10 protein-coding genes are annotated in these 16650 nt (G+C 66.8%); 7 read left to right on the plus strand and 3 right to left on the minus strand.

Features of this window, described 5'->3' with window-relative positions:
* The first annotated feature begins 10 nt into the window (after positions 1 to 10).
* Positions 11 to 1717, plus strand: coding sequence for an excinuclease ABC subunit UvrC (locus Poly30_RS16050; RefSeq protein WP_145199198.1), 1707 nt, complete (start codon positions 11 to 13; stop codon positions 1715 to 1717).
* Positions 1718 to 1816: 99 nt separating this feature from the next.
* Here the strand turns inward: Poly30_RS16050 and Poly30_RS16055 are convergent, their stop codons facing one another.
* Positions 1817 to 3040, minus strand: a complete 1224-nt coding sequence (locus Poly30_RS16055) for a succinylglutamate desuccinylase/aspartoacylase family protein (RefSeq protein WP_145199201.1) — start codon at positions 3038 to 3040, stop codon at positions 1817 to 1819.
* A gap of 75 nt (positions 3041 to 3115) precedes the next feature.
* On the minus strand, positions 3116 to 5068 hold the full coding sequence (locus tag Poly30_RS16060; RefSeq protein ID WP_145199204.1) for a CBS domain-containing protein: 1953 nt from the start codon (positions 5066 to 5068) through the stop codon (positions 3116 to 3118).
* Positions 5069 to 5208: 140 nt separating this feature from the next.
* Between Poly30_RS16060 and Poly30_RS16065 the strand changes: the two genes are divergently transcribed.
* The 6 genes from Poly30_RS16065 to Poly30_RS16090 all read left to right on the plus strand — a co-directional run bounded on the left by Poly30_RS16065 (position 5209) and on the right by Poly30_RS16090 (position 14211).
* Positions 5209 to 6675 carry a sensor histidine kinase gene (locus tag Poly30_RS16065; protein ID WP_145199207.1) on the plus strand — a complete coding sequence of 489 codons (1467 nt, stop codon included), beginning with the start codon at positions 5209 to 5211 and terminating at the stop codon, positions 6673 to 6675.
* Between the two features lie 20 nt (positions 6676 to 6695).
* Entirely contained in the window at positions 6696 to 7436 is a 741-nt protein-coding gene (locus Poly30_RS16070) for a LytR/AlgR family response regulator transcription factor (RefSeq protein WP_419190251.1), read from the plus strand.
* 217 nt (positions 7437 to 7653) lie between these two features.
* Positions 7654 to 8769 carry a hypothetical protein gene (locus Poly30_RS16075; RefSeq protein ID WP_145199214.1) on the plus strand — a complete coding sequence of 372 codons (1116 nt, stop codon included), beginning with the start codon at positions 7654 to 7656 and terminating at the stop codon, positions 8767 to 8769.
* Between the two features lie 99 nt (positions 8770 to 8868).
* Positions 8869 to 9663 (plus strand): hypothetical protein, encoded by a 795-nt coding sequence (locus Poly30_RS16080; RefSeq protein WP_145199217.1) that lies wholly within the window; start codon positions 8869 to 8871, stop codon positions 9661 to 9663.
* Positions 9664 to 9778: 115 nt separating this feature from the next.
* A complete protein-coding gene (locus Poly30_RS16085; protein WP_145199220.1) occupies positions 9779 to 11557 on the plus strand; it encodes a hypothetical protein in 1779 nt (592 codons plus the stop codon).
* 224 nt (positions 11558 to 11781) lie between these two features.
* Positions 11782 to 14211: a M1 family metallopeptidase gene (locus Poly30_RS16090; protein WP_145199223.1), complete on the plus strand. Its 2430-nt coding sequence runs from the start codon at positions 11782 to 11784 to the stop codon at positions 14209 to 14211.
* Positions 14212 to 14256: 45 nt separating this feature from the next.
* Here the strand turns inward: Poly30_RS16090 and Poly30_RS16095 are convergent, their stop codons facing one another.
* Entirely contained in the window at positions 14257 to 16515 is a 2259-nt protein-coding gene (locus Poly30_RS16095; protein ID WP_145199225.1) for a hypothetical protein, read from the minus strand.
* Positions 16516 to 16650 lie beyond the last annotated feature (135 nt).

Consider the following 16650-nt stretch of genomic DNA (forward strand, 5'->3'; position numbering starts at 1 on the left):
TATCGCTCCCATGAGTTCGCGCACGCTCGTTTTCGCCGCCGCGATCATCGCTGGTCTGTGCCTCCTGATCTTCAAGGGGTCGGAGAGTCCAGATGGGGCCGCGCTGCCCATCGCTCCGGTCGTGATCGACGCGCCCGCCCAGAATGGGCCGACGCCGCTGAAGTCGTCGGATCTGGTCAGCGTCAAGGATCAGATCGCACTCGCTGAGCCCGTGTCTCTTCCTGCGCTGGCACCGACGCCCCATCGGGCGGAAGAAAGACCGCCAGCGTTCTCAGAGGGAGTGGCCTGGATCGAGGGACGTGTCGTGGGACCGGAGAACTTGGGCGCAGTCGAGCTGACCCTGAGGCGCGTCGGGGCAAGCGGAGAGGAAAGCCGGATTCTGGATCTGGGTCCAGATCAGACGTTCCGCTCCGAGGCATCGATTTTCGGAAGCCTGAATCTCCAGATCCATGTCGCCAATTTCGGAGAGACCGAGGTCCTCCGTATCGAGGTCGTCCCAGGCGAAACCGTGGACGTGGGGCGCTTGATGATCCATGGGGGTGAAACCCTCCGCGGTCGACTCGTCTTCGAGGGCGGTGAGCCCTTCAGCGACGTGCAGGTGACGGCGTTTCCGGCGACGGTCGACAGCTCCGGGGGGCGGAGAGGAGTTGGGTCAGCGAGAACCGGCCCCGACGGGACCTTCTCGATGGGCGGACTCCGCGAGCCCGTGCAGCTGCAACTCATGCACTGCCCGTTCGAGATCATCGAGGGGGAAGCGGCTATTCCCGGCCCCGATCTACACGTGGTAAAGGTCCGCGGTGTGCGCGTGCGCGTGCAGTGTTTCAGGCCGGATCCATCCGGAGAGGAGGTAGCCGTTCCATTCGGGCGCCTGGCGGCCACGTGCAGGAGCGGACGTACCTTCGCACGGCACGAAGGGGCGACCGGCGGCGCGAGCACGTCCCGGCGGGATCCCATGAGCGCCAGCTTCGACGCGGTGTTCGGAGGTGTCTATGCCGTCGTGGCCGTCGACGATTCCGGTCTGATCTACGGCGGCACCTTCGGTCCAACGACCCACTCCGGCTTCGCTCCGCTAGCCCTGCGTCCTGACTCAACCGTGACCGGTGACGTGGTGGTCGTTGTCAGGCAAGCAAGCTTTCCCACGGACGCGCAGCCTCCCCTGAGTGCGCAGCTAAGGGTTCTGGACCTCCGACAGAACGGCGACCTGATTTGCTACCTCACGAGCGAGGACGAGCGGACAGCCAAAGGCATCACTCGTCGACTCAGGGGAATTCCCTCCGGCCGGGTCTCACTCGACGTGGTCCTTTGGGACGGGGCAGGCTGGGCCGTGTCCCCCATGAGGCAGACCCTGAACATCACTCCTGGTAAGACCACGGAGGTCGAGTTGAAGGCCGTTCCAGGCGGATGGATCGAGCTGGTCGCGCCGGTAGAACTGCCGCCAGGCGTCCATCGAAAGCCGCTCTGGATTCGCCTCGCTGATTCCGAAGGAACGTGGGTCCCGTTCGCGACGACAGCACCCCCGTCGGGCGTCCGCCGCACGCGCAGTCTTCGCCGCACCAGTACGCTCTTGCCGGGAGAGCAGTTGACGAGTACCGCGCTGCCGCCGGGTCGCTATGAACTCTCCGCAGGTGACCGAGGTGGCCTGGGCCCTGTGCCATCGGTGACGGTATCGGCAGGAGCGACAACCCGCTGCAATTTCAGGCCGGAGGGCGACGAATGATGGGAAGCGCCACTGCGACTCTGGACGCTACTGGGCCGCTACCGCGTTACTGCTCTGGAGCCGCTACTGGGCCCGCTACTGGGCCCGCTACTGGGCCCGCTACTGGGGCCGGCGCGTCCACACGGTCGTCTCACCGGTCGGCGCGTGCTTGCGGTAGCCGAACAGGTGCAGCAGTCCCGTCGTCAGCGTCGACGCCCCGCGGCGCGCCGTGACGTGGCCTGCTCGCGTGTCGAGGGCCTTGACGCCGGGCAGAAGGCGTAGCATGTGCTCGAACCACGATCGGCGCAGGATTCGCGAGGCGAGGAGCCAGGCTCCACCGACCTTGCGGCAGAGGAAGAAGCCCTCGGTGCCGAGGCCCTGATAGAGCGGCATCAGCATGTAGCCCGCGATCGGCGCCGTCACTGGCTGGCCGTGCTCGCGCGCCAACCCCTGGCCCAGCTGCACGGGCATGAAGTTCGACCAGCCCGCATCCATCTGGAAGCCGGTCTCGCCATCGATCACGTGGGCGTAGACGAGGTCCAGGACCTCGGGGACATCGTCGCAGGAGGCCCGCATCAGAACGCGCGCGCGGTCGACGCGCTCGTCGTGCTCGGGCAGCACGCCGACGTGGCTCAGGGCCACCCACAGTCCGTCGCGGAGCACCTCCTGGGTGCGCGGCGCGTCATGCTGGCCGCCTTCGATGACCGTCGCCGTGTCGCCCTGGCTCACGAGCCAGGTGAGAAGCGGGCCCTCGATGCGCTCTTCCAGACCGAGGATCGCCGGGAGGCCGATGTCCCGCGCCAGGCGACGGCTCGGGATCGAGTCGGGCACCACCGAGAAAGCGCCGCCGTCCGCGGACGTCGAATGCAGGTCGATCAGCACGACGCGCTGAGCCTTCGCGCGGGCGGCATCTCGCTCGGCCTCGATCGTGCTGAACAGAGCGCGAAGCTCGCGTTCGTCCGGCGTGTCGTCCTCCGGTGCACGACCGCCGAGGGGCTGAAGGTTCTCCGCCGTCCAGAGTCGATTCAGGTCCTGGCCCTGATGGCGAACGCCGCGGCGGATGGCGCCCAGGTTGCCCGCGAGGGCCACGATCCGGCCGCCGGTCGGGGTGTTCCTGAGACTCTCGAGGACCTCCCGCACCGCGCGAACTCCGGCCGGCTCATTGCCGTGCATCCCCGCCGTGATGAGGACCAGTGGGCCGGGACGGCCGTCGTCCTTGATCCCGATCTGGCGCTGGAGGCCATCCAGATCCGGGTAGTAGGCACCCGTATAGGCCTCGGTGCGAATGCCACCCGCGGGGTCGCCGGCGGCGAGGGGCTCGGAGCTGAAGTCGGAGGGCGTCATCACCCGGCATTATCGGGTCAAGACAGGGTCAAGGCCCGGTTTCATCCGTGAAGAATTCCATGAAGATTCGTCCAGTCACGACCCCGCGTCGGCCTGCCCCTTTTTGGGGCCGATCGGACGCCCTTCGAGAGTCTGGCGCAGGAGTTTCGCCGCAGCATCCACGAAGTCATGCTCGGTGACGATGCCCACGAGGCGTCCGCTCTCGACCACCGGAAGGCACCCGATCTTCATCTCGTTCATCTTGTCGATGGCCGCGAGCGTCGTGTCGCCCGGCGAAATCGTCACCGGGTTCTTGGACATGACCTCGCCCACGGAGAGCGGCGCGTCGCTGGCCCGCTTGCCGCCTCGCTTGGCCACCAGGCGCATGAGCATCCGCTGCGACAGCAGGCCCACGAGCGCGCCGTGGCTGTCCTCGACGGGCACGTAGCGGATGTGCTCCCAGTCCATGAGGCTGACGGCGAGGTCGATCACGTCCTCGGGATGAACGGTGAAGACGTCACGGCTCATGATCTGGGCGACCGTGCGGAAGCTGTGGCGCCAGTCGGTGCTGTCGTCGAGTTCCGCGAGGGCCCAGCGGTGACCCGGAAGGCCCGATGCCTGGCGCGCGTAGGTTGCGGACGCGAGCGCGCGATGGCGCTCGTCGCGCGTGCCCTTGTCCCCCATCCGGGCGAGCGAATCGAGCGCCCACTGAGCACCCGTCCGACCGGACGAGACGCGCTCCTCGATCAGGCCGCAGTAGCGGTCGATATCAGCCGAGTCGATTTTCTTGAAAGCGAGGCCCTCGCGAGCACGCGGGAGCAGATCCGAGAGGATGAGGTCGCGCGCGCTGACGCTGCGACCGCCGAGCCACCGCATCTCCGCGCTCAGACCGTAGCGCGCCGCCGCCATGAAGTTCCCCTTCGCGTCGTCGAACTCCATCACGCGCCGGACGTCGTCGAGCTCCTCGCCGTACGCGATCATGAGGCCGAAGAAGAACGCCGCGTTCGCGATCTCGTCCTGGGTCGTCGGGCCAGCGGGAAGCACGCGATTCTCGATGCGAAGGTGCGGCTTGCCGTCGGAGATGCCGTAGCACGGGCGGTTCCATCGGTACACCGTGCCGTTGTGCATGCGAAGGGCGTCGAGCGTCGGAATACCGCCTTTCTCGAGCGTTTCGAAGGAGCTGCTGATCGTGTCCGCGCCGAGAAGAAGGCGGAAGCGCGCCACGTCTTCGCGGAAGATCTCGATCACGCCGTTCTGCACCCAGCGCTCGCCGAAGGTCACGCGCTGGCGCTGGTTCCGCGCCATCTGGGAAGCGTTGCGCACGTCGAGCGACTGCGCGAAGAGCGCGACGCGCGACTCGTGCCAGAGGCGGTGCTGGAGGAGCACCGGCGAGTTGACGGCCGCGGCGAGCACGGGACCGGTGACCAGCTGAGCGAGGTTGTAGAGGTTCGCGAACTCCTCGTCGCAGACCTGGAAGTGGACCTGGAACGACGTGTTGCAGGCCTCCATCATCACGTTGTCATGGACGACGCGGAGTTCGTCGAGGCCCTTGATCAGCGTCTCGAAGTGCCCGCCGCGCATCTCGACCATGACGCGGTTGAGCCGGTGATAGCGCTCGCTCTCCGCCATGTTGGCGAGGGAAAGATCCGACTGGTGCAGGGTCGGCAAAATGCCGCACATCAGGATCCGCGCGTCTTCCGCCTGGGCGGCGCCTCGCGCATCGCGGATGAGAACGTCGAGCTCCTCCTGCATCGCCGAGAGGCAGTTGCCGCCGAGCGGCTGGGGCGACATGTTGGCTTCGATGTTGAAGGCCGCGAGTTCGCGCGTGTAGTTGCCCTTCAGCCGAGCGAGGACCTCGCTCTGCTTGGCGACGGCATGCCAGGAATCATCGACGAGGAACAGCTCTTGCTCGGCGCCGATTCGACGGACGTCGCGCTCGATCATGCCTCGCTCGATCATCGTCTCGAGGCATTGGATGTCCTCTAGCACGGCCTGCATGAACGAACGAAGGTCGGTGTTGCCACCCGTGTTGACGTCCTGATTTCCCATGGACTAGAGCGTAGCGCCAAACCCTCCATTCCGGATACGTGTCGCAGACGGACTTGCTCGCGTTGGGAATCGCCGTGCCCCGGGGGCCTCACACATGGGATACTGCGCGGATCTTGAACCCGCATCCCGAGCCATCCTCCATGCCTGGCACCTCGACGGCCACCACGACGGCCAGCGGGTGCGCGCCCCTCGGCGCGCACCCCGCGGCGGACGTGGAGCTGTGGCTCTCCAGCCCGATTCGCCTCGCCCTGCTGGCGATCGTCGCGATCCTGCTGGCGACCCTCGCCACCTCCATCGGGGAGATCGAGCTGGTCAGCGCCGGCGGCATGGACGAACGAGATGTCGATGTGCTCTGGCGCCAGGGGCTGCTCTGGACGCTCTGGGCGGTGGTGACCCCGCCGCTTCTCTGGGTGGCGATCCGCATGGGCCGCTTCATCTCCCACTGGCCGCTGCTCGTGCTGGCGCACCTCATCTTGGCCACGATCGTCGGCGCCGCGTTCCTCTGCGCGGAGATCGCGGTCATCGAAGCGGGGCAGACCGCGGAGGAAACGGCGTCCTTCGCGCGGGGCGTCCGCTGGAGCGAGGAGCGCGGCGACGGCGAGCGCGACTCCAGGAGACGACGAGACGGAAGGACTCCGGGGGAAGGAGACCTGGCGGCAGCCGAACCGGGAACGAGTCCGCCCGACCGACCCATCGAGGAAGGGCGTTCTTCCGACAACGGCTTCGCCAATCGGCCACCCGGCAGGCCTCCCACTGGCCCGATGAGCAGGCGACGCTGGATGCGCCGGGTCGCGAGCTTCAACATCTCGACCGGCGACCTGCGCGCGGACTTCGAGCGCCGCTGGCCGCTCCGGGTTCCGCGCTACGCACTCGTGTACTTCTCGTTGATCGGCATCGGGCTCGGCATCCGAGCCTTCCTGAACGGCAGACTGCAGGAGCGTCATGCCGCACGCCTCGAGTCGGACCTGAGCCGCGCTCGGCTCGACGCGCTCAAGGGCCAGCTTCACCCGCACTTCCTCTTCAATTCGCTGCACTCCGTCGGAGGCCTCATCCGAACGTCGCGCGGCGACGACGCGCTGACCGCCCTCGCGTCGATCGGGGATCTGCTGCGCACGAGCCTCGACGCCGAACCGGAGCAGTTCGTCCCGCTGGAGCGCGAGATCGAGCTGATCCGGCGCTATCTGGACGTCGAGACGCTGCGCCTCGGCGATCGGCTCAAGATCACGATCGACGTGCCCCCGGAACTCCTGCCGGCGGAGGTGCCGACGTTCATCGCGCAGCCGCTGGTCGAGAATGCGATCAAGCACGCGGTCGCATCTCGTTCGGGCGGAGGCTCCGTCCTGCTGCGAGCGCGGGCGGAGGACGGCGTTCGGCTGATCCTCGACGTCGAGGACGACGGCCCCGGCTACGCGCCGAGAGCCGGACACGCGGGCGTGGGGATCTCCCACGTGACCCAGCGCCTCGAGGCGCTCTTCGGCGGGGCAGCCACGCTCGAGGTCGGATCGATGCCGGCGGGCAGCGCTGGAACGCGGGCGCGGCTCACCCTTCCCCTGGATGACATCGACGGCCCCCTGGATCACCTCGACGGCGAGGCGGAATCGGAATGACGCAAGGAGACCCCAGCCGCATGCGCGTGCTCGTTGCGGACGACGAGAGAAACGCCCTTTCCACCCTGGAGGAGCTCGTGCGCGGCCATCCGGACCTCGAGCTCGTCGCTGCCTGCAGCGACGGAGAAACGGCGGTGGAGCAGACGCTCCTTCTGGGCCCCGAACTCCTGATCCTGGACGTGCAGATGCCGGGCGCGACCGGGCTCGAGGTGGTCAGCGTGCTGCCGCCGGAGAACCGCCCGCTCGTGATCTTCGCCACGGCCCATGACGATCACGCGGTCGAGGCCTTCGCGCTGCACGCCGTCGACTACCTGCTCAAACCGTTCGACGACGAGCGCTTCCGGGTCGCCCTGGATCGAGCGCTGGAGCGGCGCCGCGAAGAGGGCCCCGGTCCGAACGAGGAGCGCCTGCAAGGTGTCCTGAGCGAACAGGGAGAGGATCGCCTCGCCATTCACCGCGGCGGCTCGCTCGTGCTCGTGCCGTTCGAGGACATCGAGTGGGTGGAGTCGGCCGACCAGTACGTGCGCATCCACCTCAAGGATGGTCGAGAAGAGCTCATGCGCGCATCGATGGGGCACCTGGAGAAGCGCCTCCCGAGCGCACGATTCATGCGCGTCCATCGCTCCGCCATCGTGGCGACCGACCAGATCCACGGACTGAAGAGCGCCACGTCGGGGACCGGGCAGATCCGCATGCGGGGCGGCGCGAGCGTGCCGGTGAGTCGCACCCGTCTCGCTCTGGTCCGCCGCTCGCTCAAGTAAGGGCCAGGTTGCGGCCTGAACGTCGGTCCAGATCTCCCGTTCCCAACACGTCTGCAACCGCATGCGCCAGGGGCGAGATCGGATCGAAACTAACCGTCGACAAGCCCGTTTCAGTGGCACATAACCGAGCGTGGGCGGCGCCCGATGGACCTTGTCCGCCGACCCGCTGCCCACGCCTTGGACCCCCTACCCGAACGCCTAGAAAGCACTGTCACCGATGATCTTCCTCACCAATCAGCGTCCCTCCCTCGATCCGCGCTCCCATGGATGGGGTTCGCGTCGCGCCATCGGGCTCTTCGTCGCAGGCAGCGCCCTGGCGGCGCTCGGCTTCGGCGCGACCAGGCTCTTCGACGGGCTCAGCACGACCTACGAGAAGGACCTCATCTTCGACGTCACTTGCTCGACCAGCTCCACCTCCGAGACCGTGAAGATGGAGATGATCCGAGACGGCGAGCCCGCCGACATGTCGGGGCGCGGGGGCGGAGGCAGCACGCAGTCCTTCGAACTCAGCTACACGGATACCGTGCTCGCAGCCTCCGACGGAGCCCCGACGAAGGTCCAGCGCGAATTCGAATCGGTCGGCGGCGACATGGAGATGGAGGGCCGCGACGGTCCCGTCGAGCGCAGCCTCGAGTCTGCCTTCGAAGGCCTCACGATCACGCTCAGCCAGGGCGATGACGGGGTGGAGGTCGAGGTGACCGACGGCGAAGCACCCGACGGCGATCGCCTCGAGGGACACGCGCTGCGCCTGCCGCTCGACGGGCTGCTTCCGAAGGAAGCGGTCGAGGTCGGCGGCGAGTGGGAGATCGAGGGCACCGCGTTCCTGGCCGCCATGGGCGTCGGGGCACAGGCGAAGCTCATCGATCGCCCCGAGCGCGAGGGCGGCGGTGGTCGCGGCGGCGAAGGCGGCGGCGGCGGTCGACGCGGGCGCGGCGGCTGGCAGCGCGGCGGCGGCGGTGGCGGCGGCGCGATGCTCGCCGGCGGCGACTGGGAAATCACCGCGACGCTCACCGACGAGACGCGCGAGGTCGATGGAGTCGCCTGCGCCGTGATCACGATCGCGGCCGAGGTCGAGGGCGAGCCCGAGGCCGGCGGCGGCGGCCGCGAAGGCGTGGAGTCGGAGAGCAGCTACAGCGGCGAGTTCGAGGCCGAGCTGCTCTTCTGCATGGAAGAAGCGCGACCCGTCATGTTCGAAGCGAAAGGCTCGTTCGAGCTCTCCACCGAGACGTCCATGGATTCCGAGCGGGGATCGTTCGAGATGTCGCGCGTCGTCGAGACGGAGATGACCGCCTCCATGAAGATCGAGGCGCGCAAGGCCTCGGACGGAGAGTGACGCGATCCGTCGAATGCACCCTCCCATCGCGCCCCTGTCGCGCCCCATTGAAACACCTGTTCACCCGCCCTCTAGGGCACTCCTGACCCCCTGATCACCATGTCGAATCCACTTCCTCTCGTTCTGATTGCCAGCCTCGTGGCGGGTGGCGTTGGCGCCGCTGCGACGACCCTCCTGGTCACGCCTCCGGCCCAGGAATCCGCCGCTTCGGGCGTCCTCCGCGACAACTCGGAGGTTCTCGCGAAGCTCGACAACATGGAGCAGTCGTACAACACGCTGCTCGACCGTATCGAGAGCCTCGAGGCGAACTCCGAGATGGTCCCGGTCGGAAAGCCGGCCGAGCGCATCTCGGCGGTCGCGCCCGAGACCGTGCTGGAAGACGCCGTCCGCAACGTGCTCGCCGACATGGATGACGGCGCAGCGATCGCTGCCACGCCCAAGCTCGAGCAAGCGGTGGAAGCCGTGATCGAGATGCGCGAGGAGCGCCGCCGCCTGGAGCGTGAGCAAGAGCGCGCCGTGGCCGAAGAGAAGCGTCTGGAGGATCGACTCGCGAAGCTTCAGTCCGAGCTGGGCCTGGACCAGGGCCAGGTCAACTCCATGCGCACGATCTACCAGGAACAGGACCAGAAGCGGACCGAACTCCGGGACAAGATGATGGAGATGCGCGACGGAGGCGGCTCGCGGGAAGACGTGAGGGCGCTCTGGGTGGACCTGCGTGATTCGACGACGAACCAGATCAAGGGCGTGCTGACGCCCTCCCAGTACGAGACCTACGAGGCTTCGGACAGCAACGACCAGGGCTGGGGTCGAGGCGGCGGCGGACGCGGTGGCAACACCGGCGGCGGCAACAACCCCGGCGGGAACGCCGGCGGTGGCCGCGGCCGCGGTCAGTGAATCGGTCATCGACGGTGTCGCCTGACGTGCCACGCCGTCGATTTTCTTGACCTTCACGGTGGTCTCTCGGGCAGCTCGGCAGGCTTCCCTTCGGTAGCTGCTCACACTGGAGTGGGTGGCACTCTCCGAAGAAACTCTCCGGTTTCCCGTCACGGACCACCCCATGGCCTCCTTGTTTTCACCGCTTCGCGCGCTCCTCTTCCTGTTCTTGATCGGCTCCCTCACGGCGGCGGCGCCGGCGCGGTCGGCCTCTCTCGGGGATGTGGAGGGCGTCAACTCCGCCCTGAAGAGGGCGGAAGCCAACCTCCAGCTCGTCGACGGAAGCATCGGGCACCTGACGGCACCGCCGAAGGGGTCGGCGGCCAAGCTCAGCCGGATGAGGCTCGACATGGCGCACGCTGACGTGGAGGTGGCCGGGAAGCTCGTGGCCGCGCTCAAGGATGGCGTGGGCGTGACGGAGGCGAAGGCTCGCTTCGCGGCAGCGGAGGCGCTGTACGAGAAGCTTGACGGCATTCTGACGGGCGCTCCTCCTGCACCGAAGCCCCAGCCGAAGCCCCAGCCGACGCCTGTCCCAACACCAGCTCCAAAGGATCCACCGAAGCCGGACCAGCCCGCACCCGTACCCGTACCGGCTCCGGCCCCCGCGCCGACCCCTCCGGCCACCGTGAAGCTGGGCTATCCGCACGCGGACACCTTCAAGAACACCCTCTTCACGCTCAACCGCGTCGAACAGGACACGGCGAAGCTCGCCGCGAGCATGGCCGAGTGCCGGCCCCTCGAGGACCAGCTGAGCGTCAGTCACCGCGTGACCGGCGCTGCCCTCGAACTCGGCAAGGAGACCCTGCGCCAGGCTGGCTTCGTTCAGGCGGGCTTCGAGAAGATCCCGGCCAACGGCGAGGGAGTGGCGGAAGCCAAGAAGCGGCTCGCGACCGCCAGGGAAAGCCTGAACTCGTGCATGGCCTACTTTCAGCCGCTGAACGAGAAGCTTGCGCAGCTCGTTGACCCGACGGCCTATCCGTCGCTTCAGACGGACCTCGAGCGGCTCCGCGACCTGAGCTCCGCCTATCGGGACCCTGCGATGCAGTTCCGACAGAACCGCGCCGCGGCCGCGGATGCGTTCCAGCAGAGCGACGCCGCGCTCGCCGAGTGCAAGCGCATCGAAGCCGCGTACGCGCGGCTCGTCCAGCAGGACACGCCCGAGGGCCGCGCCGTCAAGAGCAGCTGCGAGAACCTCGAGGAAGCGCGCGCCGCATTCCTCACGGGCGCTGCCGAAGTAAGCCGTGCGCTGCCTGCGGAGATCGAGAAGGACATCGCCGAGGTCGAACGCGTCGCCGGTGAGGCGGTGGCGAACCAGAAGCCGATGTGGTTCACGGGCGGAATCCCCCAGCAGGTCGGCTTCATCGACGACAAGCTGTCGCTTCTCATGGCCCTCGATCCCGTGAAGGGCGCGGAGACCCTCGCGCATGTCGAGGCCCTGAAGGCCGGCCTGGCGAAGCAAGCGGACTCGCTGAAGGAGCTGATCATCCGCGAGAACCCGCTGCCTGCGGACGGCTACCGCGGCGCCGATCGGGACGCCGTCGTCGCGATCGCGACCGATGGCTGGAAGCACCAGCAATCGGACTTCGAGCTTCTCGCGGTCCGCATTCCCTCCGACACCTGGAAGCGCGTCACGAAGTGGGAGTACAGCAACGGGACCTGGTACTTCGTCGACGTATCGTGGCTCCAGGTGCGACTCATCGTGGCGGACGAGGACAACCCCGCTCAGGCGATCGACCGCCCCGTCAACGTCCGCATGGATCACCAGAACGGTGACAAGATGATCGGCGTTCCTCTCTGGGGCTTCGGGGACGCGCTCCAGCCCAGTTCCTATCTGCTGCGCACCAAGATCCGGTGAGCACAACCGGGCGAGGTGAAGGCGTCGGCGTATCGTCCATGTAAGGGCGATGGTGTACGTGCTTCGAACAAGCTGGATCACGCTGAGAGTCCTGCCCGGAGGGGAAGGGACCGATAGGGACCGAGGAAGCCGGCCGCCGTACACTTCTGGCGGCGCCGACTCTCCGCCGACTGCCCTCCGAATGCCCTTCTGGCTTTCCGATCCGTATTTCAGCCAAACGCACGATGCGACTCTCCAGCGAATCCTCCTTCCGCTTCCCAGGCCTCGTCCTCCTCGGAGCGGCGACACTCGCGCTCAGCTACACCGCTGGCGCAGGCGGCGATGGCAGGATCGACCGCTTTGCCCAGCTGCGCGCCGAGCTACCGACGCCCAACGTGTACCGGACCGCGTCCGGCGCGCCGGGCCACGAGTACTGGCAGCAGCAGGTCGACTACCGCATCGACGTCGCGCTCGACGACGAGACCCAGACGATCAACGGCTCCGAGGCGATCACCTACCACAACAACTCCCCCGACGAGTTGCGCTACCTCTGGCTGCTCGTGGAGCCGAACCTCTACACGCCCGAGGCCCATGCGGTCGCGACGTCGCTGGCGCCGAACCTCGACAGCGGCATGAGCTTCGATGGACTCAAGGCGATGATGGAGCGCGCGACCTTCGACGGCGGCGCCAAGATCAAGAACGTCCGCGACCTCTTCGGCAACGATCTCGCGCACACGGTCGTCAACACGACGATGCGCATCGATCTGCCGAAGCCGCTGAAGTCCGGTGAGACCTTCGAGTTCTCCCTCGACTGGCAGCACAAGGTCAACCCCAGCAAGACCATCGGCGGCCGGACCGGCGTCGAGTTCTTCGAAGAGGACGGCAACTACCTCTACGAGATGGCCCAGTGGTTCCCGCGGCTCTGCGCGTACACGGACTACATGGGCTGGCAGAACAAGGAGTTCCTGGGCCGCGGCGAATTCACGCTGGAGTTCGGCAACTACGTCGTCGCCATCACCGTGCCCGACGACCATGTCGTCGCCTCGACCGGCGTGCTGCAGAACCCGGAAGCGGTCCTGAAGCCCGAGTGGATCGAGCGCCTGGAAACGGCGAAGACCTCCGACGAACCGGTCCTCATCATCACGAAGGACGAGGCCGCCGCCAACGAGACCACGGCCCCGACCGGAACGAAGACCTGGACCTTCGCGGCACAGAACGTCCGCGACTTCGCATGGGCCTCGTCCCGCAAGTTCCTCTGGGACGCCAAGCTCCACCAGGGCGCCGAGGGCGATCCTGTGTGGGCGATGTCCTACTGGCCGAAGGAGGGCGAGCCGCTCTGGAGCCGCTACTCCACCCACTCGATCATCCAGACGCTCGACGTCTACGGCAAGTTCACGTTCCCCTACCCCTACCCGGTCGCCATCTCGGTGAACGGCCCGGTCGGCGGCATGGAGTACCCGATGATCTGCTTCAACGGGCCGCGCCCGGAGAAGGACGGCACCTACTCGGAGGGCACGAAGCACGGACTCATCTCGGTGATCATCCACGAGGTCGGGCACAACTGGTTCCCGATGATCGTGAACTCCGACGAGCGCCAGTGGACGTGGATGGACGAGGGCCTCAACACCTTCTGCCAGTTCCTCGCCGAGTCGGAGTGGCAGGACGACTACCCGTCCCGTCGCGGCGATCCCGCGAACATGGCGCGCTACATGACGAGCGAGGCCCAGGTCCCGATCATGACGAACTCGGAGAGCATCCTGCAGTTCGGCAACAACGCCTACGGGAAGCCCGCGACGGCGCTCAACGTGCTACGTGAGACCGTGATGGGCCGAGAGCTCTTCGACTTCGCGTTCAAGGAGTACAGCCGCCGCTGGATGTTCAAGCGCCCCGAGCCCGCGGATTTGTTCCGCACCATGGAAGACGCGAGCGGCGTGGACCTCGACTGGTTCTGGCGCGGCTGGTTCTTCACGACCGAGCACACGGACATCGCGATCCTCGGGGTCAAGCAGTACCGCGTCGACACGCAGAACCCGGAAGTCGAGAAGGAACTCCGCCGCCAGAAGCGTGACGCTCGCCCCGTGACCCTGTCGGATGCTCGCAACGCCGACCTTCCGAAGTACGTCGAGCGCTACCCGGCCCTGCTCGACTTCTACAACACCTACGACGAACTCGACATCACGGCGAAAGACATCCGTACCTACGAGGAGTTCCTCGGGAAGCGTTCGGACGAGGAGAAGGCCATGCTGGAGAGCGAGACCCGCTTCATCACGGTCGAGCTGGAGAATCAGGGCGGCCTGCCGATGCCGGTGATCCTCGAAGCGCACTTCGCCGATGGCACGACCCAGGAGGTGCGCGTCCCGGCCGAGATCTGGCGCTCGAACGCGGCCACGGTGACGAAGCTGATCGTGGCCGACAAGGACGTCACCAAGATCGTGCTGGACCCGCATAGCGAGACCGCAGATGCCGATACGTCCGACAACGTCTGGCCCCAGGAGATCGGCGATGGCCGACTCCGCCTGACCCCGAACCGAGAGCGCGGCGGGCGAGGCAACCCGATGAAGGAGGCCCAGGACGAAGCCCAGAGGATGAAGCGCAAGTCGCCTGACGTGGCCGGCGAGGCCGCGGCCGAAGACGACGGGAGCCAGGAGGGCGACTCGTCGGACGGGGACAACTGAGAGAGCGCGTCGGTACCGTAGCAGGTACGGTACCGACGCCCATCGCTACTGGATCACGCCGTCGACGACCGCGGGCGGGCCGGTGATCGTAGGCGGAACCGTGATCGCAGGCATCACGTAGAGACTCAGCTCCGGCACCACCAGCGCGTCAGCATCCGTGATGTCCAGCTGGGTCGCCCCGCCCGGATCCACCACGAGGGTCTGCTCGACGCCGAGCGCCCGCACGATGTACTCGGAGTTGGCGCCGATGACCGTGCCGTCCTTCAGCGAGAAGTTCGGGAACCACCACTGACCTTCGCCGCCCAGGTCGACCGGCGAGCCCGGGATGCCGAAGAGGCGGCCCGGCCCGTTGTAGTTGAGCAGGATCTGCTGACCGTCGTAGGTCGGGTCATCGTTCATGTCGTTGGCCGTCGAGTGCGTGTAGAGCACGTCGAGCGGCGGATCGAACTCCAGGAAGTCACCGCCGGCATCCGTGAGGCCGATGAACTTGTTCCACTCGTTGTGGCCTGTCTCGTAGAAGTAGAACTCATCTTCGTTGAAGACGTCGTAGATGCTGGTCATGGCCGTGCGCTGGGCTGCAGTCACCAGGGGTCCGGACTGCATGCCCCACGTGTTCGGGCCCTGATCCGGCTCGACGCCGGCGGCGAGTCCCACGCCCACCATCACTCCGCTGCCAGAGTCCAGGCGAAGCGTCATATCCGAGGGATCGAACTCGTAGCGATACGCCGAAGCGACGTCGTTCGCGTTCGGAAGGTAGACGCTGCCCGCGTTCGCGTCCGAAAGACTGATCTCCGACTTCAGCCCGTTGACCGTCGCGTACAGCTCCAGCTCCGTGAGGCCGGAGAACACAGGATCCGACCCGAGGACGACTCGATCCGTGAAGAAGGTGATCTCGGTGTCGCCGTCCTCGTAGTTGACTCCGCCGAGGTACTGGCTGTGCATGCTGATGAAGCCGCCAGCCGCAGTCACGTCGATCAGGGTCGGTGGAATGATGGGGTCCCAGGACTCGGTGCTGCCGTTCCACTCGGCCAGGCGTTGCCACTCGGTGCCGCTGTAGGCGATCTGGAATCGGGACGGCCCTTCCCACCATTCGAAGCGCTGCGTGCCAAGCTCTGAAAGAAGCAGCGTATCTCGAGTGACACGGCGGAGCTTGCCGGGAGCAGCCACCACGTCATAGATCACGTCGCCCGACTCCGTCTCGGCCGTGACCTGATCCCCGTTCTCGAAGCTCTCCCCGAGCGGCGCCCAGGCTCCGTAGTAGCCCACCCAGCCATACTGGCCTGAGTCCAGCTCGACGCTGATGCCGGAGCTGAGCTCGACCCGCTGGCCGATGTCTGCGCCCTGGTTGTGGTAGAGGTTGTAGCGGAACACGTGGTTCTCGTAGTCTCCGCGGCTGAGGGCGACCGCCGGATCAGTATCGAGCTGGCGAACGACGTTTGCCGCGTCGAAGACGACTCGCCACGTGGACTCCAGCGCGCCAGAATCGCCGATTCCGTCGTGGTAGCGCACGGTCCGCGTGATCTTCGCGGCCCCGCCGCCCGACCCGGTGTTGAAGGTCAGCACCATCTGGCTGCGCTCGGCGTAGTCGCCTGGGTTCGTAGCAGGCACATCGATGTCCCCGGAGCCCTCCAGGAACAGGAAGCCGTTGTCCCCCTCCTCGCTCTTGAGCATTCCGTACATGAGCGCGTCGGCCGCGGTCCCACCGTCGGGGATGCCGACGTAGCGCAGCTCGAACGCACCATAGCGGTCACCCTGCGAAGGCGAGGCGCTGACCTCGAGCTCTCCGTGGATCATCGCAGGGCTTCCGTTCTCATCGATAGGAAGCCAGAGCGAAGCGAGCTGAGGCTCCGCGTTCGACGCCCGATTCACGTCCATCGAGAACACGTGAATCCGTGGCGTGACGGTGCCCGATTCAGAGATATCGGGCTCCTCGCCGCAAAGAGCCGTGTCCAGCTGAGCCCTGTAGGGCGCTTCGTTGACGAAGCGCCAGAACCGCGTGAGCCCGACCTGGCAGAGGATGCTGTTGGCCTGGTCGACCGCTTCGATGGAGGGATCGATCACCCGAACGGAGGCCGCGTCCGTCACGTAGTCCGAGTTGACAGGGAACTGGTTTCCCGCGTTCGGGAAGGAACCGTTGCCCGTGGAAACGGCGCTGGTGTCGGGGTCGACGACGGAGACCCCCTCCGGCGCAAGAAGACTGGAGATGGAGCCCGGGCTCGGGTCGGAATCGGAGCCGCTGCTACAGGCGGCGAGCAGACCGATGGGCAGGCAGGCCAGAAGAAGCCCGTTCGTGTTGGATTGCATGGGATGGAGGCGTCTGGGGAAGGTTCCCCGCTGCATCGGCAGGCGAGGAAGCCCGGGGGATCACGAGAAGGGGGGCTGGGGAAAACCTCGACCCATTCATGTCCAAGTCTTGAACCGAATCGAAAGGTCCCCCCC

The organism is Saltatorellus ferox (assembly GCA_007751475.1).
Taxonomy (GTDB): domain Bacteria; phylum Planctomycetota; class UBA1135; order UBA1135.